Below are 23,380 nucleotides of genomic sequence, written 5' to 3'. Positions count from 1 at the left end.
GCCTATGGGTCAATGATTTCTATCGCTTCATTAACGCATAGTATTATCTCTGATAGGCATTATCGAACTCTCTAACTTAGTGGCGGAAGGTTCGATAGCGTAAATCGTTTCCTTCGGACACAAGATTTCTACACTATTTATTTTGTGAAATCGACTCCCTCAAGCAGCGCACGCGCCGTCCAGTTAAAGGATGGGCTGTTCCTGGTTACCCAGAAATCAAGTACAGACGACATGATTGCTATCTGGAAAAAAACTCGTGGGCAATTGCGGAGAGCCACCCGTGTCCTGCCCGCGGAGGCGGGCATCGATCAGGTACTCTTGAGCTTAGTCCCGGGGCAAGAAAACAACCGGGATCCGAATGGTTGCCCGCCTCCGCGGGCAAGACAGGGTTCTCTCAAGTAACCATCGATTTGCAATCCGTACAAGTGATTCTCACCGTCCGCTAAAGCATTCTGTAGCTCGAGTTTACAGTTTTATCTGCCCATCTTTTCGGACAGGTTTCATTAGTTCGTCCATTACAGGATTGGCTGTTAAAGCCGCGCGGATTTTTCGAAAATCGCAACAGCTTGGTTTGGCAAATGCCTGGACGATGTCGTTCGCATGCTCATTGTAATGATTGTCGTTGTTTTCAGCTATTTTCCTTTTGATTTCAATAAGAGCATTGCTTATATTTTCTTCTTTAGAAGGGTCGATATTCGCCACCATGTCGCGTATGGTCTTGATAATCGCTGGGACGGTTCCATTGGCATCCCTTAGTAATTCATCATTCGTTAACACCGTATAAACCGCCAAAATATTTTCTTCTCTTTCATTCAATGGGATCTTCGTAATACTCATGGTCACTTTATTTTTATTGGGTATAGTGGAACTCTCTTGTTTACTGTCGGTATCATGTTTAATTGCAATAGTTTCAAGCTTGGGGAGGACTATTCTATCGGGTTCCCCTTTTTCTGTTTTAGCAATTTCCTTTGCAGCCTGCTCCCAACGTTCAATTGTTTTCTCGTCCGTGTTTTCTGGATTTACAAGTCCATTACTCTTGATAACGTTTAACGCATTATTAATTACTTTCTCCTTATCCATCGTGTCCGTGCAACTAATAAAATTATCCCGACAAATTTGTTTTGCAATATCGAATTGTAAATTTTTATTTTTAGAAAACTGCAATATCGTCAAAACAAGGAGAGTTTTTTGTTCCGGGCTATCCGCTTTGTTAAAGAGAGAAAAATAATAATTTGATGTTTTGGCTAATAAATCTTTTTGTGGATTCAAAAAAGTTAATACGGGTGGTTTATTATTCGTTGCATGGTCTTTTAGTATGCTGTTAATTGCCATTTCATCGAGTTCATACCGACTATTGTCTGGTTGTCGTTGGAATTGGGTAAATAAACAGTGCATTTGTTGCGCGATAGAGCGTTTTTCTAAATCAGGTAGATTAGTAAATGACCTCAAGTGTTTAGGAATAGTGGATGAATCAAAAAAGTAGGGGAAAATTTTTTTATAGGTTTCTAATGGAAATGTAATGTTTAATACGTCCAATTGTGGAAAATCATTTTTGAGAACAGGCGGGTTTAAACCATGATGAACATGCATCAATGCAACTACCGTTTCAGCAAAGCTACCCGTGCCGCGTTGCAGAGGTTGGGTGTTTCCAATTAACCACGATAATTCGGCCAGTTTCTCATAAAACACCGTTAGCTTATCCTGATAGTCAGAATATTTTCCCGCAGCAGATAAATCCATAGACCAGATTTCTGCAAACAAGTTTTCAATAGTAGGCCAGGTGGCATTTAAGGATGCCATCCCATGTCTCCATTGTAAGTTGGGTTTTGCTATAACATCCTCAGCATCCCCACTCCAGATCGATTTAGTTTCCTCAACATTATTCACTTGCAGATCATTATAAAACAGGCCATAACTGACCGAGAAATCCTGTTTACGTATTCTCACATGATCTGAAGAATGGAACACTGTTGTAATAAGAGGTAGTGCAAAGGCATACTGCGATAGAACAGGTGTGCCATAATCATTAGACTCTCGTAATTCACCTACTGCTTTACTTCGTCCCGTCTGAAGAAGCTGATCGGATACTTTTTCAAGAACGAAAGCCGCGAATTGCGACTTACTGCCGGGGGGTAAGGTGTCAAAAGGTGGCTTGCTGGGTGTGGCCCGTGTTGAATTAGATAATAAACGATTAAGTTCATGAACTAATTCCATGCGTTTAGCGCCAAATTGGATATCCTCGTTGATACTCCCTGCATTTTTTCCGTAAAACTGTTTAAGTTTCTTGGTATGATTCGGTTTAACATAGCGCGAAAAACAGGGCGCCGCACCACAATATTTCGTTTTAACCTCTTCATAAACTTCTATGATGGTTTGCCGATGCGGATGATCTTTAGGAATGGAGTTAACTAATTCTCTTATTTTGTCGAAAGAAGTAGATGAAAATAAATTTAAAAATGGATATTCCATTGCCTCCTTTACTTTTTTTGTATCATCTGATTTTATTTCAGATAAGTTAAACAATTCAATTGCTGCAAGGCGATAGTTATTTTTAAATAGAGCAAGTAAAATCTCACCATTATGCCTAATTTTAAATCGTGTAAAATCACCTGTCCTCATGGCATTAAATTGATCTTTAGAACTTATTGTTCTTAAATTGTGAATGTGCTTTATGACTTCGTCATTGATCTCTAAATTTTCCATAACCACTGCAAGACATTTATAGGCTTGATCATGATAAAGCGCCGTAATTTTAGAAAAAATTTGCTCCTGAGTCCTGTTTTTCATGTTCTCGAGCCAAATTTTCCTGAATATCTCAGGATTGTCCTCTTGTATAGCCAGCCCTTCCCAAACCTCTATTGATCGTGCGAGAACAGGAAATTCGCGGAGTGATTGGAACGATATCAGGCTATCACTTTTCACGATAGTTTCCATTAAATGCCAAAAAGAGGACTGATAACCTTGCAAAAATTCAAATTCAGGTGCCTGGGTATAATCGATTTGATTTTCTTTTAAAAAATTAAAAATAAGGTCTAAACATTTTTTAAAAGCAGGGCCATTTTTATCCGGGAAGCCTAATACGGAATAGCTGTACAGCATCGCACGAAGATTTTTTTGCAGAAAATCACTGTAGACCGGGAATGAAACGGTATCGATTTTTTTTTGGAAATTATCAATAATCTTATACGCTGTATCAGGATATTCCATAAACAAACGATGAAAAATACCCTCAGGTAATGTGTAAATGTCAAGCGACAATCCTTGGTCAATCAGGCCGCCTAAAATCTGAACTGCCTTGCCGAACGAGCGACGGTGTTCATTAATTTTAGAATCAGTGAGAATGCCCGTAATTAATTCTGAAAATTCATTTATATCACTTACTTTGTTCTCATTTAAAAGGTCGTTACACTGTTCAACATCAAGATTCATAATCGCAGTGTAAATCAAGGGATTCGATGCGGAGGGGTTATGCATTATTGCTCCTGGAAACACATTATTAGTTTAGTATAGTTGCATCATGTGGTTTTTCTAGGTATCCGTTAAGGGTTGCCGCGTGTGAGAGTTTAGCCAAACACGCTGAGTCAGGCTTTCACTCATCACCCCCCCTCCTCTTTGCACCAGCTTTTTACTTAAATAGACTCGGTGCATCGATGGTGTAGAGGTGGTTAACGGATGGGTCACACTTGTTTTTTTCCGCTGTAAATTCTCTTTAAGCTCGGATAAACGTTGCTTCATGCCCTCAAAAGAAATACAAACATCCTCGTATTTATGCCAACGTTTGTTATGGGCTTTAACTAACCATTCGATTTCTGTCTCTGGGATGAGCGTCATGAATTCAGCAAATTGTTTTGAATGCCTAAGTGCTCTTAGCAAATTATTTTTACGCCTAACAACATGTTCAATGATTTTTTCACTGTAACTGGGTTTAAAAAAAAGCGTCCCCATTGAACGAATCGTTGATCAGGTGTGACTGCGATAGCAAGCCAGGTGGTGTAAGCGCGCTTTTTAAATTCTTCCTGGTCCAGCAACTGATGGAACCAATCCGGGTAATAATTATCATCCTCACGGGAAGGCCAAAACCGTGGAGGATTGGTTCGCTTGGGAAACTCATCAATATCCTGGGATGAAATGGATTGGTGATTAGCAATGACTCCCTTACTCTTTGGCTCATATAAACCCATGTCGACTAATAAAGTATGACTGATTTCCCATAAGCAACGTTCGTGATCAATTTTTAAAATCTTATACTCTTTGGTATCAACAAGAATGTCACGCGCTTTAAAACTCCATTCCCCCAAAGCGTAACCCACTGCCATAATTTCAGGTAGACCGTTTTTCATTAAATAATGTTCATAATTTTTTATCAGTTCAACCTTAACAGGATCGAGTTGCTTCTGACAAAAATCTTCCAAAGCGGTGTTATAATAGGCTCTCAGCTTTTCATTTATTTCGTAAGCAGACAAATTGCCTTCCTTGGTAAACTGACTTTCGTATTCCGCTAACATGAACAACAACGCGTGTTTTGTTTTTCCCAGGAAATCCACAAACGTCGCTTTCAGCGCCAGGAAACCCTTTTCCTCCATCACCCTTTGATAGGGATCCAATGTTTCATGGGTACGCTGAATTGCACGCTCATGCCACTCATCCATTTGTTTTATGGCGTTGACAAAATAGTTTTTCTTATCGGCCTCACCGTAATAGTACCCGACGTAGGGCGCGCTAAAGGGGACACCATCATTTCCCAAATACCTCAGAAATTTAAAAACCTGCTCAAGAGTAAGCGAATTCTCAATTTTTTGAGTAATAAAGCGTTCTGAAACATAATCATCAAATAGGTGGTAATGCGTGCTGTAGGTACCAAATACTAACGCGCGTCGTCTATCATAAACAGAACGGTATTTTGGACTATGACCATCGGTAAAAAGCCGATAATATTCACTCGCAAACGCCGATATTTCACTTTTTAGACTGTAATATTTTGCATCACTGGTGCCGTCTTTTTTCCCAAAAAATCCAAATAACCAAGGCTTTTTACGGTAAGTTAGCTCACAGAAAGCATTGTCTGATTCCAGAGATTGCTTTACTTCCGCAGCCGTTATTTCATCAGGTAATTTTGCTTTAGGCGGTAAATCGTTACTGAATCTTGTACGGAACATCGCTGTCAATCCTTAATACTTATCAAGTCATCTACTCGTTTAATTTGAATTCTTGCCAATTCGTTCGTTGTCGCTAAGTTTTTCATTATACTGCAATAAAGTTAAGCAATTCCAAATGATTAAGCGGTTGTGTGTTGAAAATGGTTGACTTGCTGTTGGTCCTGGGAGCCTCATTGAAAGTGCGAAGAGCGGCGTTCTATTTGATAACATCGCCAGTTTTGTTATCGCCGGTGCATCCTCATTTCGACCCAGGGACAAGTGGAAACGCATTTCTCGTTTTTCTTATGTCATTATCGTATACAATACCCACATAATGATTACTTAATAAACTTTTAGTACAATAAATACTCTTAAATCCTAAGGACGACCCCATGAATAGAGAAATAATTGCTCAGTTAGTCAACGAAGCACTTACTATACGTTTTAAACGCTACTCCGCTGAGTCGCATGACTGGCATGATTCGACTCTGTACGGATATTACGGTGCCAAGATGGTTAAAAAAACCATGAGAACATTAGACAGTGGCGATATCGACACCATCCTCTTACTGATTAAAGAAATTACTAAACGTATCGGGGTCTGCGAAGAAAATGACTATGTCTTTTATGAAGAGTTATATCAATATCAGCGTGTTTATGATGTGGCGCGCCATAACCCCGTGACCTATTATACTCATAAGCCAGCTCATCTGATTGAATCTCATCAAAAAACCATGGCACGATTGAAAGTCATTTCTGCTCAATTAAAAACGGAATTAACTATTCCAACGGCGCAAACTCAAGAAGAGCAAGGGACTGAAAATAAAAATTATATTATTTCTTTACTCATGGAAGCGATTTATCAAGTCCGCATGCCTGCGCTTGGCAACTCAAGGCAAGCCAACGATTTTACTCAAATAAGAGATTTAATTTCTTTTGAACAAATTGAGCATGCCATTGAAGCTTTACACGATGGGAATCTGGACCCTGTCCTTGATTTAATTCGACTGATTGGTCAAACCATTTCTGACCATGTTGAAAACGAACCGCTGTTTTTGCAAGCTCTCGAAGAATACAGAGCGAAGTATAACCCTGAATTTTACATTGCAACTACCTCACCTGATGAGGTAGCCAGGACTCATCAGGAAAGCCTGGCGCGATTGAAAGAAATTCATGCTTTATTGCAGAGCGCAGCGCTTGCTCCATCCTTGCAATTCTTAGCCGTAGTCGGCGATAACCAGGCGGATAAATCCAACCCCAACCCAGCCCATTTATTTTTCAAAGACGGTGCTAATCACGATCTTCTCAAAATGGTTATGCAATACGCAGGTTTCTTTAAAATGAGGCTTGCCGAACAATCAAGTATGGACACTCCGGGAATAAACACCTCACTCCAAGGCTGAGTATCCCTGTCATCTTTCCTAACTACCGGGTCTGGGTCAGCGATATGGACAAACTCAGCCTGGTAGCAAGGAGCCTGTATTGATCCCGTTCGGGCTTGAAAAAGCTCGTTGTGCAGGTTTTTCAGGGTATTGCCGTGTTCCTAATTCACCTCATCGCTGACATAGGCTGTTTTAATCCCAACCAGGTGGTTACTTGCCATTGCAGACCGAGTCTATTTTATACTGCTATACCTAACAGTGAGCCAATGCCTGCACTTACAATCATCGCTATTGTCCCCCAGATTACAACGCGCAATGATCCTAATGCTATTGGAGCTCCGCCAACTTTTGCAGCCATTGCTCCGAGTAATGCTAAAAATAGAACCGCCATTATTGATACGGATGGAATAAGGTAGATTCTAGGAACAAGAAAAATAATTAACAAAGGTAATAATGAGCCAAGCGTAAAACTGCCGGCAGAAAAAATTGCAGCCTGAAGTGGGCGCGCCGTTGTTATTTCTGTAATACCAAGCTCGTCGCGAGCATGAGCGCCCAGTGCATCTTTGGACATCAATTGTTTCACAACTTCCTGGGCAAAACTGCGTTCCAATCCACGATTAACGTATATAGCGGTTAACTCTTCAACTTCATTCGGTAAGCTCTCTTCGAGTTCTTTCTTCTCACGCTGTAAAGCTGATTTTTCTGTATCCGCTTGAGAGCTTACTGATATATATTCACCTGCAGCCATCGACATGGCCCCCGCAATTAAACCGGCAATCCCTGCTACAAATATCCCATTATAGGGCGTATGGGCAGCAGCAACACCAATCAACAAGCTAGCTGTAGAGATAATACCGTCATTCGCACCCAAAACTGCAGCACGCAACCAGCCAATTCGTTCTATTCGATGATATTCTTCATGTTTCATATATAAGAACTCCAAGAGGGAATCGATTTAAGCCAACTTGATCACATTCATGTGTTTCGAATAGCCAATCTGATTGTTGAGGTTGGTCATGAAGTGATATTCATCAAACTGCGCGTCGTTACCAATCACCCGTGCTAACCTCCCGTTTTCAGAGCTGCCTCAAGACCGCCATACCCCGGTGATTCGGTCTGTGTGCCGAACCCCGGCTTAGCACGGTAGTGCCGCAGCCATCTCCTCTTTCCCGGCAGAATAATTCTTCTCAGGCTTATTCATTACTCGCTTCTCGTCAAAGCCAAAATCCTTACAGAGTTTTATCACCAGGGCATGGGAGCTTGTCTCATGAGGTTTAAAGAAACGGCCTGTCTGTTGAGTAATTGGCTGATTTATTGTTTCACCGTATTTAAGGTACCACTGCCTTAGATCATCTTCGATAAAGGTATCCTGCTCAAAGAGAATGGTTTTAAGTATAACGCTTCTATTTACCGTCCGCTCTGCTTCGAAACAGGTAGAATGTCATAATGAATGGATCAGGATACCATAAGGATTTAATGAGTTCTTGAGATTTTTTATCCAAGTGCACTGCTTGCCCATTGTTTATCTGATTGTCTGGTGGTCAATGAGGGTGCAAATTCTGGCTTCATGTGCTGACTGATTTAAAACGCATTTTTCAGTGCAAATACGCTCATTGAGGCTGAAATGGCATTGGATGCTATAGTTGTAATATTGAGCCAGTAGTCCCGAGGAGCTGAGTAATGAGTAACAAAACAGATGAGACTGACTTTGCAAACCGCGTGAGGTCTCATTTTCCTGAAGGATTAACGGGAGTAATCAGCCCAGGAGGAACCCGTTCAGCCTACATACTGGCGTATAATAGGCACAACAAAAACCCAGGTAAAATCGATTTTGCCGATTATGCTGAAAAAACGTTTATCTCGTATTGTCAATTGCTTCTCAATTTTTTTGAACTCGGGGGCCAAAACATCATCGATGCCGCTCCCCCCCTTGGCCTTGCCTTAACTAGAAGTCCAGAATACATCCAGACGATGACCCGTTATTATTTGACCTACATTAGCCAACCCTTGCAAGACGCTTATAAAAAAATGCAAATTGATCCTTATTTTGTTGGCCTGGAGGCCATAATGGATAGCAATTCGACTTCAGTACTACATCAATATGGGCAACGTTTAATTGATTTTATGCAAACCTGGCCTTACAACGCTGGTAATCGAAAATTGATTTTTGAAATCTCCCCTATTCCTTTATATTCCCTTTGGCATCGTTTCCAAGCCATGTCGGCATCAGACCGCGAACACCTCGATAACCAATTACGCTCTGAAGTGGAGACTGATTTTAATAAAGTGAACAACACCTTGTATCGCTATTTTATTCGAGCTATCTATGGTTTTGAATTACCACCTCCCCATTTTACCTTATCGACCAATGCCAAAGGGTCCTGCAAGGCCTATCTCTCCATGCCAACCTTGTTTTCAAGTGGCATCAACATGAAATTTTTCTACACTCCCTATTCCCCTATTCATATGAAGCGAGGGGCATTAAAACGTATTATCGAAGATCTGATTGCGCCGAAACAATCCGTATCACATGAGATGGATTACAGAACCCAGAGCCTCTCTTCACAAAATATGGCAACAGCCTTTGTGGCGATGCAAGAGCTCATTGATGATTTCGATTCTATTCTTGGGCTGACTAAATAGTCACCTCTCCCCCCTAAAAAACAAGACCATAAAATGATGGGATTTCCATTAAAACGGCACCATTGGCTGATTGTAATTGATGATTCGTTTGGTCCGGCTGTCTTAGGTGGAAATGAATAAAAGTAAGGTATGGGAGCAGGCAGCTCAAAAAAGAATGCCACTTAAGCTGTGCCCCCAAATTTGACAATAACTCTCCAAAGACCCACACTTTTGAAAGGTTATATTAACTATTCAAGTGTATGAATGTACAACAACCGCCAGATGGCCAGAGCGCCGAATTAGCTGATCATTTGTTAGAAAATAAACAAAAATTACAACAACTTATTCAACAGTTAAATGATGCTGATAAATTAGATCAGCAGGCTGATTGTGTTAAATTAATGCAGCAACTCATCACGGAAATCCTAAACTATATTCCATCTCCAAAAATGAGTCCTGAACAAATTGAAACGATGGCATTAGCTTATGATTGGGGAGGTGAGACAAGTCCAAATAAAGCACTATTTGGTAGAGTTATTAATACAATAGTTGAAGAAATAATTGCAACCAGGGGAAAAAATGAACCCGTTTTAATCTATGAAATGGGTAGTGGAGAAGGTCAGATTACACTTGAAATAGTAAGTAACAGAAGCCAAACAAGTGCGGTACTTGTAGAAATTTATCCGCCTTTGGCTGAAAAAGCTGCAGCAACTATAGATAAACGATTACTTTCTAAACGGGCTAAAGCCTACAATGCAAGATATGATGAGTTACCCGACGTTGTGGCAGGTTTAGTGAATGGTAAGGCAGACTTAATAATAAATGCGGGTTCTACCGATTTTCAGAACTTTACAAAATTTCTTGCTTTACAAATGATTGCCGGAAAATTTGGTGCGAGAATTATAAATATTGACTACTACAAAGGAAATGATACAGCTGTAGATGGAGTGAATGCAAAAGAAGCGCTAAAGGCTGCAAACCCAGGGAATTTACTAGGCTTATATCGTGAATTTGGAGTACCTCATCGATTCCGGAGTGTACTTGCCAGTTACTGGAATCTACTCGCTAGTTATGGTAGAGCATGGCTTAAGCAAGATGCAAATGGTAAGGCCAGATGGCAAAAACTTTCAGAAATGATAAAGGCAATCCCAGCTCCTTCAAAAGATGAGATTTTTCAAATGAAAGGGATTGCTAAACGAATGATGGAAGTTGATCTTGCGTTGTTTCATCCAATCGTTTCAGAATTTGTTGTTGACAAAAGAACGGTCAAAACCATTTTGGAAAAGCTTATTTTAACGCATAAAGGCAATATTCCAGCGGAAGTATTCAGTGAATTGACACAGGCATTAAAAATTACTGAAGCCTAGTCTTCAAATTTTTTCGATTTAAATAATCGACCACTGTTATCAACACCTAGATTACTGACAGGCAATTTTCAAATTATTCGAATTAGTTACAAATCCGAATGAAACACGAGTTGATTAATAATGTTCGGAAATTTGGACGGTTTACATTACGCCTAAACCTCTTCTTGGCCTGGTGTATACGTACCCCCATTCCCTGTCAAAATCATAGGTTGTTTCTCACACATAATGCTGAGTGTTTATATTTTGGAATCTTAGTTAACTTCGACTCCTTTAGCCAACCGTGGTGTTTGTCGATGAGTACAATCGATTCAGAGAAATTCGCTCCGAGGTGTTGTCGGATTTATGTGAAGCATAAAAAATCCCTCCCACCAGGAAGGGATGATGCTGTTCAATCACCAACTGCTGGAGCAGCCATAGGTGGAAATTTTAACTAATACAAATACGGGTTTATGTTTAATTTCAGCAGGTTGTGATAATAAAGAGGGCCGTGCACACATCCCAAGACAATGATCGCCTGGCGGAAAGATTATGTTAGACGGTTGGGAGGAATAGAAAGCCCGAGGATGGCCAACGAAAAGAAAGATGTCATGCATTGGCGAACATTGAAAGGATAAGCTACACTTAAAATCATGTGTGAATAAAATTTAAACAAAAAATAAAAGATTATTCAGTAAACCATTTGAGTTATTGATTTTTCTTCAAAATAAGGTTGTTAATGAACATGATGAGAGGAAACAAGGCATTTGTTCAGTGTTGTCAGGAAAACAATATTCCTTATTTTGATAAGGAAATTGACTTAAGGATCCAGGATCTACCTCACCCCTCCAAAATTGAATGGTGGTATTTCAATACCCACTTTCATGAAAAAGTAAGTTTGAAAAAATACAGTTTTTTCTTTAGTTTTTTCAAAGTCAAAGCGCAAAATTCACTCGATGACAACCTGTTTATTATTTACGTTCTGGTTGACCATGAAACTAAAACTCATCAGCACTGGGCGATTTGCGATGAAGAAATACCCAAACGGTACAGCAAAAAAATCAGAGAAAGCACAGGAAAAAATGAACTGTTGGATTACCTTGCGGATATGATGGAGCAAAATAGAGAAATTTATCCTGATGTGTCTATGCCTATTGACTTTGAAGTGAATGAAGAAAATTTTGCCGCACACTTTGGTGAATCCAGTTTTTTTAAAAAAGACGGTTTGTATTGCATTGAAATTAATCATGACTCGCAGGTGCTCTATTTAGAGTTTTGCATGGATAAAAAAACGATTCGGCATGGTCAAGAGGGTATCGCTTTATTGGGTGATTATGACAATGTTGATCAGATGTTTTATTATTTTATCCCCCACGGCTCAGTCAAGGGGAGGTTAAATAATAAGGAAATTGAAGGCATGGGCTGGTACGATCATGAATTCAGTCTTAATAATAAAAAATCCACTAAAGCCATCGGAGACAAAGGTTGGATATGGTTTTCCATTCAACTGGAGGATGGTCGTCAACTTTCCATTTATCAAGTGTTTGATAAAGAAACAGCAGAGGTCGTTGAATCCATTGCTAAAGTGATTGACGAGGTAGGTAATTATAAAACGTATACCCATTTTTCAATTCAAGTGCTCGATACCTGGCAGAGTAACCGCACGTTAAATACCTATCCTGTGAAATGGCAAATCAAACTCGATGAGTGCGATGCAGAATTGTATATTGAAGCCTTGATTGATAACCAGGAGGTGATCACAATCCTCACTGCGTTCGCTTTTTACGAGGGTGTTATCAACATTCGTTACCGAGAGAACATGAAAGAGACCGAGGGAGTGGGATTTGTTGAGATTTATGGAAACAACGAAAAAATTCTCCGAAGTAAGACCCGGTTGATGGAGGAGATGGCGGGATTAGTCTTGAACGAGATTAACCGTTACTATTTACCCGCACAGGCAAGCGATCTCGGGATGACCTTGGTTAAAGATGAACAGTTGCAACAAATTATTCACAATGTGTCTGCTGTTAAAATTTACGATGCGGGGGTCAATCCTTTGCGCGACATGCTACTCCGTAAAGGCAAAGGCTGGCGCTCTTTCTTTTGTCTTGTGGTGATCAATGCAGTAGGTGGTAACTCTGAGCAGTGCCGGGAGTGGCCAGTAATCGCAGAAATACTGCAGTCTTCCACGCTGATTTTTGATGACATTCAGGATAATTCCAAATTAAGGCGTGGTAAACCAACGGTTCATGAATTATACGGGATAGACAGAGCCATCAATGGGGGGTTATTGGGGTATTTTCTTTTCAATCGCCTTATGAACACAACGAACTTAACCCCAGAGCAACTGTTAAAAATTTATAAAATTTATTTTGATACCGCTGTTTCGTCTATTGTGGGTCAATGTGCAGACATAGCCGGTATGCAGGATCTGCTGCTCCAGGCTGTTGATCAGGGTGATAATACCGACTTATTAAAGGCAATCGAGGCTACGCACAATTTAAAAACGGGGCTCAATATCAAATCATTGGCGGAAATCGGTGCTATTTTGGGGCATGCGTCAGAGGAACAAGTGACCCAAGTGGGTCATTATGCACTGAATGTAGGTTTAGCCTACCAATACATGGATGATGTGAGGGCTTACCGCGGCGATGCGCGCGCCCTGGAAGAAGATGTCATGTCTGGGAAAATTACCATACCGATTGCTCTTGCCATCACGCAATTAGACGCGTCTCAGCGGCGGTGGCTCTATGAGAGTTTAATTCATAAAAAAAGAGAGGCGTTGAATCAGGTGGTCGTTTTGCTGAATGAAATAGGCGTCATTGATCATTGCGTTCAAACTGCAAAAAATCTTGTGGCGGAGGGCTGGAAAGCGGTAGAACCTGTCATTGACCTATCCCCCAAAAATAAGCCCATGACAAAGATGAGAAATCCATTAAAATTGTGACAATGGAGAACTCAAAATGAAAAGACGTTACAGCGAAGAGCAGATAATCAAAGCAATCAAAGAGCATGAGGCTGGCGCTAAGGTTGGTGATATCTGTCGTAGTATGGGGATAACAAGCGGTTGCTTCTATAATTGGCGTAGCAAGTATGCGGGCTTAGAGGTCAACGAAGCGAAGCGCTTACGCGAGCTGGAATCAGAGAACCAGAAGCTGAAAAAACTTCTTGCAGAAAAGCTACTGGAGAATGAAGCGCTAAAGGACGTTGTTTCAAAAAAGTGGTAAAGCCCACCAGTAAGAAACGTGTTGCAAAGCATTTGGTAACTCACTTTAAGCTCAGTGAGCGAGTTGCCTGCAAACTGGTTGGGCTAAGTCGCACGGCGTACCGCTACCTAAAGAAAAAACGCTCGGATGATGGGTTGAAAGCACGTATGAAAGAGTTGGCCGTTCAATATCCTCGTTATGGCTATTTGTTGCTGCATAGCTTGTTACGAAGAGAAGGTTTAGTTCAGAACAAGAAGCGCACCTATCGGATTTACCTTGAGGAAGGTCTGCAGATTCGTACTAAAACACGAAAAAAACTCCAACGTCCTCGCTTGATTATGGATGTGCCAACTCAGAAGAACAAGCGTTGGTCGATGGACTTTGTCTCGGACCAATTGGCGAGTGGTCGTCGTTTTCGTGTATTGAACGTCATTGACAATTTTAACCGCGAACTGTTGGGGCAACTTGTTGCACTCTCTATTTCTGGACAACAAGTTACACGCTTTTTAGAACAACTTGGTGAAGAGCGCGGTTACCCTGAACAGATTGTCTGTGACAATGGCACCGAATTTACCTCTAAGGCTATGTTTTTCTGGTCTAAATCAACCAATGTACGGTTGAACTTTATCCAGCCTGGCAAACCAACACAAAACGGTTTCGTTGAAAGCCTTAATGGGAAATTCCGTAACGAATGCCTCAACCAAAATTGGTTTAGAACATTGGAAGAGGCGCGTTTTGAAATTGGTAAATGGCGGCATCATTACAACCATGTGAGGCCACATAGTGCATTAAATTATTTTCCACCAGTGGACTTTGCTCAACAGGTGGCTTAATGTTGGTTTTCTCATCGAGAAACTGGTACTAATTGAGGGGATAGGTCAGTTCGAAGCCTATACTCCTTTTATAATTTACAATAAAATCAATAACTTGCGATGCGTCACAACCCCTAAAAAACAGCCAAAAATGACCAAAAACAGCGTTATACTGTCACAGTTACGTCACGTTTTCGGCACTGCAAATTGTGGAACTGGCAGGGGCGAAAGTCTGCTTACGCATTGAATCCCTAGTAAATATCGGAGTTAAAAAATTATCTGAAGAAGGGGGGCTCTGTTCTCTCGTTGTTATAATTCTTATAAATTGAAATTTAATATTTTTATCATTTAAGCCAATCAACGTGTTGAATATTAAGTCAAATACACTTTTATCTATCAGCCAAACATTCTGTCCAAAACCAGAACTATAGTGATTAAACATCATTTGGCTGGGCGTTTTTTCATAATAGCTGTTAAATACATGCATAACATCTCTGTTAAATTGGGAAAACATGAATCCATATGCGTTAATCCTATCTAGATAGCAAACAGTAATGACTAAAGGTTTGTTTCTAATTTTTTTACAATTATCTTCGTATTGTTTACGATTAATTTTTGCAATGGCGAATATTAACTCTCTTTTTTCTTCGCCCTCTTGTTTGTTAATTTTTTTGGCAAATCCTATTGGATCTTGCGCTCCCTTTTTGAAATTACATGTTGGACAGGATATAACGATATTTTCAATACAATTAGGCCCCCCAAGTGCCAAAGGAACATAATGGTCTGCATGCCACATTTTATTTCGGGTACACTGCCCACACCAATAACAATACCCCTTTACGTCAGTATATAATTTGCCTAATTCATAATCATCAAATTGTCCCCCTGCACTTTTTATGCGCGCCCTCCGTCTATGGCCGCTTTCTCTGTTAGTGGGTGGACGGGAAGAGTGGTAAGCGTTAAATCGAAGAGCGGATCTAAACTGTCCTATGTAATTTACTAAAACAACCTTTCTTGTGTCCCTTAATGCCATCTGGTCCTCAGCTGATTCATTAGCTGGAGTTTTAATCTAATTAGAAACTGGAAAATTAAACTCGTTATCATCCATTGTTTGATTTAATTCGGCCCGATTTAATTGGATTGTGTAGGATAATTTGCCCTCACGGTAATGCTGCAAACGAAATGGTAACTTAATGTTACCTACACTCCGCCAGTCATCAACCAAGCGGTATTCTTCATTACTGCCAAGAGCACTTAATAAACCAGTTTTAGAATCAAAACAATAAAGGCGCATCTCAGATTCCTTTCGTTTTGTTCCTTTAATGCATTGATTATTAATAGGTACCCAATCGGGCTGTTCTGTGGTGATTTGTAGATGAACATATTCTTTTTCTAACCATAGCAGATCGCGATTAGCACGCTCAATGGTCTCCAACATATAATCCTTTAACCACTCCTCATTAACATAATCGTATTGGCTGCCCGTCCAAAACCAAAAGACATTGCCATCGGTACCCCGATCAACAACGATGTTACGGCCTTTGATTTCCTCATGCAGTTTTTTAAAGTAAATAAGGGCGGTATGGTAGTTATATCGTTCTGGTATGCCTCCCTTATACAACGTGATAGAACCATACCGAGATATCGACTGCATCTGCATTAACGCATCCTCACCACCAGCAGCATCAATACCACGACTGATTAATCGCTCAACCTCGGATGATGCCGTGAATACAGGCAGAGCTTTTACGGTAATAGAAAAGATGGAAAGAAGTAGAACCAGTATTAAAGGCATCTTTTTACCTAAATAATTAAGCTGCATTTTCCACATCGACAATTAGTGTCAAGCCTTCTCGATCAAGCAAATCCTGCAAACAAAGTCGAACGAATTGCTTTTTGGAGTAACCTAACTTCTCAGCATATTCGGCTGCCATTTTAGGACTTACAAATCGCCGCCCATGCTCAATGTCACATAGATTTGACGTGGTCAACCAAATTTGTACACTCCAGTTAAGCCACTTTTTTCAATAGCCCCCAATAGTGGTTTTCAAATTGATTTGGGCTTTGATAATCCAAAGACGAATGTAATCTTTGATTGTTATAAAAGATAGTAATGTAATCGAGGATATCCTGCTTTGCCTCCTTCCGGGTTTGATAATTACGCCAATGTACTCGCTCGTCTTTCAAGCGACCGAAAAAACTTTCAGCAACGCTATTGTCCCAGCAGTCACCTTTTTTGCTCATGCTGCCCACTAGACCATATTGATTGAGAAGGTCACGATATTGTTTACTGGCATATTGTGAGCCTCTGTCGGAATGCACAATAAGGCCTGAACTTGGATTTCTCTGCCAAATGGCCATTGTTAATGCATCACAAACCGTATCAGTCTTCATTCTCGAACTCATGTTCCAACCCACTACTTTCCGAGAAAACAAATCAATCACCACGGTCAGGTATAACCAGCCCTCATGGGTTGAGATATAAGTAATATCGGACACATAGGCACGATTGGGCTCATTGACCTGAAACCTCCTGTTTAACACATTATCAAAAACAGGTTGCTTGTGATTGCTGTTTGTTGTCACTTTGTATTTCTTTTTATATCGAACAAAAATACCAGCCTCACGCATCAAACTACGGGTTTTTCTTCGACCAACCGGATAACCAAGAGCATTCAGTGCTTTCCTTATCCTGCGATTTCCATACGAGAACTTGCTGGATTCCGAGATTTTTTTAACCCACTCCAATAGCTCTTGATGTTCTGGTTCATTGTTCGGGTTTGTTTGTTTCCGCTTTTGATAACTATAGTATCCAGAAGGAGTAACGCCCATGAGGTGGCACATCATGCCAACCGGCCAGGTCTTCTTGTGTTGGGCGATAAACGAATATTTTATTTCGCTTCTTTCGCAAAGAAGACCGTGGCTTTTTTTAGTATTTCTTTCTCCATTGTCAGCCTTCTGACTTCTTCTCGTAACTGGCGAATCTCAAGTTGCTCTTCCGTCAATTTACCATTTCCACGAAAAGCATTTTCATTATTCTCTGCTGCCTCTCGAATCCAGCGACTCAAAATATTCGAATTAATTCCCAAGCTCCTGGCAGCGTCTAAACATGCGTATCCTTGTTCAGTTACTAAGCTAACCGCATCCAGTTTAAATTCCTTTGTATATTTTCTTCTTGTAGACATTGTGACCTCCAATTAAGCAAATTATCTCTTAACTGGTATGTCCAAATCAATTGAACCACATCAATTTTGTCGTGATATACCCAATGTTTTAGCAAATGCGGCCTGGATCTCTCCGTCGCCTTGGCGAATAGACATGAGAAAACTGCCAAGAGTAAGCTTTTGTCCCACTAACGATTCAATGTATTGCATTGAATCTTTGGATTGTTTAGTAATCATGTTTATTCACCTCCACAATTTCAACGATCTCCATTTTGCCTTGTTGGCCTAGCTCATAAATAGCTCGGTAGGCTCTACTTAATCGTATTGAACGCTGCCCTACTCTGTTTCCCTTAAGTGGCTCGTCATGAAAGCCAGGAATTTTTCTAACCTCCATTAAACCATTCTCGGCTCGTTCATCGGGAAGAAAATCGAGGGTTTTGGTGAATGATGATTAATATCAATCCTCGTCAAATTCAAATTGTGCATTTTCAAACTGAGGATACATGGAATTTCGTATCTCTTCCTCAAAGGAGATATCCTTTCGCCCAAAATAGGTATTAATGATTTGAGGTAATGAGGGAGGATAATGTAGTCCTGAGTCAACAATCTGCTGAATAGCTTCCGTCAGCTTTCTTTATCGGTTAATTTATTGCGCATGAATTTTAATTTTTTAATATATCAGACTGGATATGCGCGAAACCCTTCATTCAAATTCTTCTTTAAAAAATTGGTGGTGTTTTCTACACAGAACTTCATCTCGAGTAAATTCAATAATATTTTGATTCGCAATACAACGCCAATTTTGCATATCTGCTATATATTGATTATCCTTCATCTTAAATACATCTGGTGTAAATGCAGCCACATTTTTTCCAAACGTCTTATCTCTTGCTGAAGTAAAAATAAAAGCTTCTATATTTGCATCCCTCATCTCTGCACCCAGCTTCTGACTATCCGCATAACTTGTTTTATTAGAAATTCTATCTTGGTATTTTTTAAAATGAGGTGTTGTTAGATCAATACCATTTTCTGTTTGTATATATGCTTTAAAAGCTGTCATTGGAATTTCAATATACTCGAGATCAGCTGAAGTATCAGCAAAAAATTTTAGACGGTAAAAGGCAACTTCTGCTAATGCCGTAAGGAGATTTATAGAACCATACCAAAGAGATTGTTCATAAGTATTACCAAATCTAGATCCATACTTAAGTGGTGGATATCTGAAAGGAGTATAGATTAAATAGTGCTTATTATTTGCTATTCTCGGCTTTGAATTTTCTAGCAATTCCTCTAAGAGATCGTGCTCTTCCCTACTTTCAACCAAGTCTCGGGAACTTGAAATATGTTGAGACTCAACCATTCTCCATGGTTCCAAATTAAGGCTTTTAACTAATTTTATTCCTTCAGATTCTGTCCATATACTCATAGTTTTCCGCGCATTGCATCTAGATAATTAAGTACACCAATTAAACCTGGAATAGTTTTTATTTCCTCAATTGGTGTATTTCTAAAGTATTTATTCTGACTATTCAGCCATAACTTAGCCTTTTCGTGATTATTTCCAACCATTGCATTTAGACTTCGGTATACTCTTAAAAGTAATAAAGCCATTTCGCCCTCCTTAGTATGAGGTGAAATTAATTTAGTCCCTTGACTAATACGGGAGGCACTAGATTCGCTTATACCAATTATTTTGCTTAAATCCTTTCCAGTTAAAGAATAAAATTTTGCCACGTTGCTTACAGCTTTAGTCAAAACATTTTCTTCTTGATGAAGTATATTATTTGAAGTTTTCATTGGCACACCTCCTTTCAAATGAAATTATAGTCAAATTTAATTTCATTTGCAAATTGCGTAGCATTAAAATCACTTATCCCAATAAATAATTTGATATTTGAGCGCTAATAAACCGAAGGAAAAAATTACACAACCAATTCTAACCCTAAAACCTTTCTAGTGGTTGTTTATAGCCTCACGCAGGGAATCCTGGTTAAGTAATGATCATTTTGTTGCGATTCCACCTCTTGCTGTGTATTATTATTGACCTTTCTATTATCACTTGGTCTTTTTATGTTATGGGGTGGAAGTAAATGATAAATATCTGCAAAGATCGAGAGCTTAAGCTATGGCTCAACATAGCCTTATTTACTTTGCTTATTTTTTATATCTCCTTGTGCCTCATAGATTATCAATCACGAAATAAATTATACAACTCTCGAATATCGGTACGATTAATGAGTTTTTGTAATCAAATACTTCAAGACACATATGGTCAAAATCTCGGTCCTAGTAGGGCCGACACCAGCGAACTAAGCGAAGGCACTTATAGACAAGTAGCCGAGGTCTACTTCCCTGATATAGCTCCGCAAACTGTCTCGTGTTATATTCAGCAAGATAAAACTTGGATTGGCTACAATGCAAAAACCAAAGTTTATATAAATCTCAATGGGGTTCATTATGCCCCAGCATGGTTTGACCAGCATAGAGAATTAAGATATTCAGGACTAAAGATTGCACTGGAAAAACTAGAGAAGAAATATATTACGCTACCAATAGAACCAACAAAGAAGCCTACATTTCGATTCCTTTCTCCAGTAGAGTTAATATTTGCCCTTATATAATGACGTGGTCAACCAAATTTGTACACTCCAGTTAAGCCACTTTTTTCAATAGCCCCCAATAGTGGTTTTCAAATTGATTTGGGCTTTGATAATCCAAAGACGAATGTAATCTTTGATTGTTATAAAAGATAGTAATGTAATCGAGGATATCCTGCTTTGCCTCCTTCCGGGTTTGATAATTACGCCAATGTACTCGCTCGTCTTTCAAGCGACCGAAAAAACTTTCAGCAACGCTATTGTCCCAGCAGTCACCTTTTTTGCTCATGCTGCCCACTAGACCATATTGATTGAGAAGGTCACGATATTGTTTACTGGCATATTGTGAGCCTCTGTCGGAATGCACAATAAGGCCTGAACTTGGATTTCTCTGCCAAATGGCCATTGTTAATGCATCACAAACCGTATCAGTCTTCATTCTCGAACTCATGTTCCAACCCACTACTTTCCGAGAAAACAAATCAATCACCACGGTCAGGTATAACCAGCCCTCATGGGTTGAGATATAAGTAATATCGGACACATAGGCACGATTGGGCTCATTGACCTGAAACCTCCTGTTTAACACATTATCAAAAACAGGTTGCTTGTGATTGCTGTTTGTTGTCACTTTGTATTTCTTTTTATATCGAACAAAAATACCAGCCTCACGCATCAAACTACGGGTTTTTCTTCGACCAACCGGATAACCAAGAGCATTCAGTGCTTTCCTTATCCTGCGATTTCCATACGAGAACTTGCTGGATTCCGAGATTTTTTTAACCCACTCCAATAGCTCTTGATGTTCTGGTTCATTGTTCGGGTTTGTTTGTTTCCGCTTTTGATAACTATAGTATCCAGAAGGAGTAACGCCCATGAGGTGGCACATCATGCCAACCGGCCAGGTCTTCTTGTGTTGGGCGATAAACGAATATTTTATTTCGCTTCTTTCGCAAAGAAGACCGTGGCTTTTTTTAGTATTTCTTGGCTCTTTCTCATTTAAGGGGGCACTTTAATCTAAGTTAGAGTAATCTAACTCCTTGATTTGACGATCAAAAGGAGATTAAAGTGCCGAAGTATGATCTTATCCTAAATTTACCCGGATTTTCTATAAGGAAAGTGAAAGGTTATCAACCATTGTGGTTAGAACTTTCTTATAATCGACTTCCTCGTTGTGGTCATTGCAAAAGTAAGGTAGTTCGTAAAAAAGCTTCTTATATGAGAAAAGTTCATCATGAACTTATAGGGCATCGAAGAAGTATCTTAAGTTTTAAGGCTTATAAATTGTATTGCCACACCTGTAAGCGTTATGGCAATCAACAGTTCCCTGGAATTAATAAGCATCAACGTTCAACATGGCGGCTCCAAGCCGCTGTCTTTCATGAGCATACGCGGGGTGTTTCGCAAAAAGATTTGGCTGAGCAATTCAAAAAAGGTAAGGCCACAATTGAGCGTTGGTATCAAAAACAATACCAAGAGCAACATAAAGAGCTAAGCAATGCATTATGTCCTACAGTCCTTGGGATAGACGAACATTTCTTTAGTCGTAAGCAAGGATTTGCAACAACCTTGTGTGATTTAAAAAAAAGAAAAATATTCGATATTGTAAAAGGCAGGAGCGAGAGTACGCTCAAAAGCTATCTGTCTTCTCTCCCGGGAAAAGAAAGAGTTAAAGTCATTTGTATGGACCTAAGTAGCACCTATCGTTCCATAGTTAAAAAATACTTTCCCAATGCCAAAATAGTCGCAGACCGATTCCATGTCATACGACTATTACAGCATCAATGCATGCTAACCTATCGGGAACTATCAACAAAAATAAAAAGTAATCGGCTCTTTCTCATTTAAGGGGGCACTTTAATCTAAGTTAGAGTAATCTAACTCCTTGATTTGACGATCAAAAGGAGATTAAAGTGCCGAAGTATGATCTTATCCTAAATTTACCCGGATTTTCTATAAGGAAAGTGAAAGGTTATCAACCATTGTGGTTAGAACTTTCTTATAATCGACTTCCTCGTTGTGGTCATTGCAAAAGTAAGGTAGTTCGTAAAAAAGCTTCTTATATGAGAAAAGTTCATCATGAACTTATAGGGCATCGAAGAAGTATCTTAAGTTTTAAGGCTTATAAATTGTATTGCCACACCTGTAAGCGTTATGGCAATCAACAGTTCCCTGGAATTAATAAGCATCAACGTTCAACATGGCGGCTCCAAGCCGCTGTCTTTCATGAGCATACGCGGGGTGTTTCGCAAAAAGATTTGGCTGAGCAATTCAAAAAAGGTAAGGCCACAATTGAGCGTTGGTATCAAAAACAATACCAAGAGCAACATAAAGAGCTAAGCAATGCATTATGTCCTACAGTCCTTGGGATAGACGAACATTTCTTTAGTCGTAAGCAAGGATTTGCAACAACCTTGTGTGATTTAAAAAAAAGAAAAATATTCGATATTGTAAAAGGCAGGAGCGAGAGTACGCTCAAAAGCTATCTGTCTTCTCTCCCGGGAAAAGAAAGAGTTAAAGTCATTTGTATGGACCTAAGTAGCACCTATCGTTCCATAGTTAAAAAATACTTTCCCAATGCCAAAATAGTCGCAGACCGATTCCATGTCATACGACTATTACAGCATCAATGCATGCTAACCTATCGGGAACTATCAACAAAAATAAAAAGTAATCGCGGCCTATTAGCTCTACTTCGCAAGAAACCCGACAAATTAACCATTCAGCAACTCATTACCAGAGACGCTTTCTTTAAAGAGAATCCCGCTATTGAATCCATCTATCATTTTCAACAAAGTCTTTATGAAATATTAATGAAGAAAACATTAGATAAGCCTCGCTGTCGTCAGCTCATCCCTCAATTCCTGGACATGCTCAACTCACTAAAAAACAGCGCTTTCAAATCATTATGCGCTCTTGGTAAAACCTTAGATTCTTGGAAAGAAGAGATCGTGAGAATGTGGCGATTCAGCAAGTCTAACGGCATTACCGAAGGCTTCCATAGAAAAATGAAATTGATTCAAAGACGAGCCTATGGCTTTAAAAACTTTGAAAATTATAGAACCAGAGTTAGAGTACTATGCTGTTGATTGAGTGCCCCCGTAATTGGGAAAGACCCA

General features: G+C 39.7%; 17 protein-coding genes and 2 pseudogenes. 8 read left to right on the top strand and 11 right to left on the bottom strand.

Features of this window, described 5'->3' with window-relative positions:
- Window positions 1-465: 465 nt before the first annotated feature.
- The 3 genes from DYE45_RS14870 to DYE45_RS03600 are packed head-to-tail and all read right to left on the bottom strand — an operon-like array spanning window position 466 to window position 5,156.
- A complete protein-coding gene (locus DYE45_RS14870) occupies window positions 466-3,492 on the bottom strand; it encodes a hypothetical protein (protein WP_242602705.1) in 3,027 nt (1,008 codons plus the stop codon).
- Between the two features lie 36 nt (window positions 3,493-3,528).
- On the bottom strand, window positions 3,529-3,831 hold the full coding sequence (locus DYE45_RS14570) for a hypothetical protein (RefSeq protein WP_120047371.1): 303 nt from the start codon (window positions 3,829-3,831) through the stop codon (window positions 3,529-3,531).
- 35 nt (window positions 3,832-3,866) lie between these two features.
- Window positions 3,867-5,156 carry a hypothetical protein gene (locus DYE45_RS03600; protein ID WP_115300470.1) on the bottom strand — a complete coding sequence of 430 codons (1,290 nt, stop codon included), beginning with the start codon at window positions 5,154-5,156 and terminating at the stop codon, window positions 3,867-3,869.
- Between the two features lie 371 nt (window positions 5,157-5,527).
- Here DYE45_RS03600 and DYE45_RS03595 point away from each other — a divergent pair, with 371 nt between their 5' ends.
- Complete coding sequence (locus tag DYE45_RS03595) at window positions 5,528-6,538, top strand: hypothetical protein (RefSeq protein ID WP_108293959.1); 1,011 nt, start codon at window positions 5,528-5,530, stop codon at window positions 6,536-6,538.
- Between the two features lie 217 nt (window positions 6,539-6,755).
- On the opposite strand, the gene DYE45_RS03590 is transcribed toward DYE45_RS03595, so the two are convergent.
- Complete coding sequence (locus DYE45_RS03590) at window positions 6,756-7,445, bottom strand: VIT1/CCC1 transporter family protein (RefSeq protein WP_108293957.1); 690 nt, start codon at window positions 7,443-7,445, stop codon at window positions 6,756-6,758.
- A 752-nt stretch (window positions 7,446-8,197) separates the two neighbouring features.
- Between DYE45_RS03590 and DYE45_RS03585 the strand changes: the two genes are divergently transcribed.
- From DYE45_RS03585 to DYE45_RS03570, 4 genes are all read left to right on the top strand, one after another.
- The gene (locus tag DYE45_RS03585; protein WP_108293955.1) at window positions 8,198-9,160 is read left to right on the top strand and encodes a hypothetical protein; all 963 of its coding nucleotides are present in this window, start codon (window positions 8,198-8,200) and stop codon (window positions 9,158-9,160) included.
- A gap of 239 nt (window positions 9,161-9,399) precedes the next feature.
- Window positions 9,400-10,506 carry a hypothetical protein gene (locus tag DYE45_RS03580; RefSeq protein WP_108293953.1) on the top strand — a complete coding sequence of 369 codons (1,107 nt, stop codon included), beginning with the start codon at window positions 9,400-9,402 and terminating at the stop codon, window positions 10,504-10,506.
- A 721-nt stretch (window positions 10,507-11,227) separates the two neighbouring features.
- Window positions 11,228-13,429, top strand: coding sequence for a lipocalin-like domain-containing protein (locus tag DYE45_RS03575; RefSeq protein ID WP_160160667.1), 2,202 nt, complete (start codon window positions 11,228-11,230; stop codon window positions 13,427-13,429).
- Window positions 13,430-13,445: 16 nt separating this feature from the next.
- Window positions 13,446-14,521, top strand: a protein-coding gene (locus DYE45_RS03570; protein ID WP_115300371.1) for an IS3 family transposase whose coding sequence is annotated in 2 segments (ribosomal slippage) — window positions 13,446-13,695 and window positions 13,695-14,521 — 1,077 coding nt in all. Because the reading frame shifts where the segments join, the coding sequence is not laid out codon by codon here.
- A 160-nt stretch (window positions 14,522-14,681) separates the two neighbouring features.
- On the opposite strand, the gene DYE45_RS03565 is transcribed toward DYE45_RS03570, so the two are convergent.
- The 6 genes from DYE45_RS03565 to DYE45_RS03540 form a co-directional block, all read right to left on the bottom strand.
- Window positions 14,682-15,533: an HNH endonuclease gene (locus tag DYE45_RS03565; RefSeq protein WP_108293949.1), complete on the bottom strand. Its 852-nt coding sequence runs from the start codon at window positions 15,531-15,533 to the stop codon at window positions 14,682-14,684.
- 36 nt (window positions 15,534-15,569) lie between these two features.
- Window positions 15,570-16,331 carry a hypothetical protein gene (locus DYE45_RS03560; RefSeq protein ID WP_108293947.1) on the bottom strand — a complete coding sequence of 254 codons (762 nt, stop codon included), beginning with the start codon at window positions 16,329-16,331 and terminating at the stop codon, window positions 15,570-15,572.
- Window positions 16,332-16,510: 179 nt separating this feature from the next.
- A protein-coding gene (locus DYE45_RS03550) for an IS3 family transposase (RefSeq protein WP_108349036.1) occupies window positions 16,511-17,685 on the bottom strand; the annotation gives its coding sequence in 2 pieces (ribosomal slippage) (window positions 16,511-17,433 and window positions 17,433-17,685; 1,176 coding nt in all).
- Between the two features lie 60 nt (window positions 17,686-17,745).
- A complete protein-coding gene (locus DYE45_RS14635; protein ID WP_160160665.1) occupies window positions 17,746-17,901 on the bottom strand; it encodes a hypothetical protein in 156 nt (51 codons plus the stop codon).
- 466 nt (window positions 17,902-18,367) lie between these two features.
- Entirely contained in the window at window positions 18,368-19,090 is a 723-nt protein-coding gene (locus tag DYE45_RS03545; RefSeq protein WP_108293943.1) for an RES family NAD+ phosphorylase, read from the bottom strand.
- A complete protein-coding gene (locus tag DYE45_RS03540; protein WP_108293941.1) occupies window positions 19,087-19,461 on the bottom strand; it encodes an antitoxin Xre/MbcA/ParS toxin-binding domain-containing protein in 375 nt (124 codons plus the stop codon). Before DYE45_RS03540 ends, DYE45_RS03545 begins: the two co-directional genes overlap by 4 nt.
- Window positions 19,462-19,898: 437 nt before the next feature.
- On the opposite strand from DYE45_RS03540, the gene DYE45_RS03535 reads away from it, so the two are divergent.
- Window positions 19,899-20,285 carry a hypothetical protein gene (locus DYE45_RS03535; protein WP_133138233.1) on the top strand — a complete coding sequence of 129 codons (387 nt, stop codon included), beginning with the start codon at window positions 19,899-19,901 and terminating at the stop codon, window positions 20,283-20,285.
- A 31-nt stretch (window positions 20,286-20,316) separates the two neighbouring features.
- On the opposite strand, the pseudogene DYE45_RS03530 reads toward DYE45_RS03535, so the two are convergent.
- Window positions 20,317-21,237 (bottom strand): annotated as a pseudogene (locus DYE45_RS03530) (IS3 family transposase); the annotation flags it as partial.
- 92 nt (window positions 21,238-21,329) lie between these two features.
- On the opposite strand from DYE45_RS03530, the pseudogene DYE45_RS03525 reads away from it, so the two are divergent.
- Together DYE45_RS03525 and DYE45_RS03520 are read left to right on the top strand one after the other, a co-directional pair.
- Window positions 21,330-22,094, top strand: a pseudogene (locus DYE45_RS03525) (ISL3 family transposase); the annotation flags it as partial.
- Window positions 22,095-22,174: 80 nt separating this feature from the next.
- Window positions 22,175-23,350, top strand: a complete 1,176-nt coding sequence (locus DYE45_RS03520) for an ISL3 family transposase (RefSeq protein WP_115300265.1) — start codon at window positions 22,175-22,177, stop codon at window positions 23,348-23,350.
- Window positions 23,351-23,380 lie beyond the last annotated feature (30 nt).

This window comes from Legionella taurinensis (genome assembly GCF_900452865.1).
In the GTDB taxonomy this organism is placed as follows: domain Bacteria; phylum Pseudomonadota; class Gammaproteobacteria; order Legionellales; family Legionellaceae; genus Legionella_C; species Legionella_C taurinensis.
This window is presented reverse-complemented; position numbering and strand designations above follow the sequence as displayed.

Bases quoted from the DNA above. Each gene is read 5' to 3' on its own strand.
- DYE45_RS14570 (WP_120047371.1), bottom strand. From the start codon at position 3,831: ATGACGCTCATCCCAGAGACAGAAATCGAATGGTTAGTTAAAGCCCAT.
- DYE45_RS03600 (WP_115300470.1), bottom strand. From the start codon at position 5,156: ATGTTCCGTACAAGATTCAGTAACGATTTACCGCCTAAAGCAAAATTA.
- DYE45_RS03595 (WP_108293959.1), top strand. From the start codon at position 5,528: ATGAATAGAGAAATAATTGCTCAGTTAGTCAACGAAGCACTTACTATA.
- DYE45_RS03590 (WP_108293957.1), bottom strand. From the start codon at position 7,445: ATGAAACATGAAGAATATCATCGAATAGAACGAATTGGCTGGTTGCGT.
- DYE45_RS03585 (WP_108293955.1), top strand. From the start codon at position 8,198: ATGAGTAACAAAACAGATGAGACTGACTTTGCAAACCGCGTGAGGTCT.
- DYE45_RS03580 (WP_108293953.1), top strand. From the start codon at position 9,400: ATGAATGTACAACAACCGCCAGATGGCCAGAGCGCCGAATTAGCTGAT.
- DYE45_RS03575 (WP_160160667.1), top strand. From the start codon at position 11,228: ATGATGAGAGGAAACAAGGCATTTGTTCAGTGTTGTCAGGAAAACAAT.
- DYE45_RS03565 (WP_108293949.1), bottom strand. From the start codon at position 15,533: ATGGCATTAAGGGACACAAGAAAGGTTGTTTTAGTAAATTACATAGGA.
- DYE45_RS03560 (WP_108293947.1), bottom strand. From the start codon at position 16,331: ATGTGGAAAATGCAGCTTAATTATTTAGGTAAAAAGATGCCTTTAATA.
- DYE45_RS14635 (WP_160160665.1), bottom strand. From the start codon at position 17,901: ATGATTACTAAACAATCCAAAGATTCAATGCAATACATTGAATCGTTA.
- DYE45_RS03545 (WP_108293943.1), bottom strand. From the start codon at position 19,090: ATGAGTATATGGACAGAATCTGAAGGAATAAAATTAGTTAAAAGCCTT.
- DYE45_RS03540 (WP_108293941.1), bottom strand. From the start codon at position 19,461: ATGAAAACTTCAAATAATATACTTCATCAAGAAGAAAATGTTTTGACT.
- DYE45_RS03535 (WP_133138233.1), top strand. From the start codon at position 19,899: ATGAGTTTTTGTAATCAAATACTTCAAGACACATATGGTCAAAATCTC.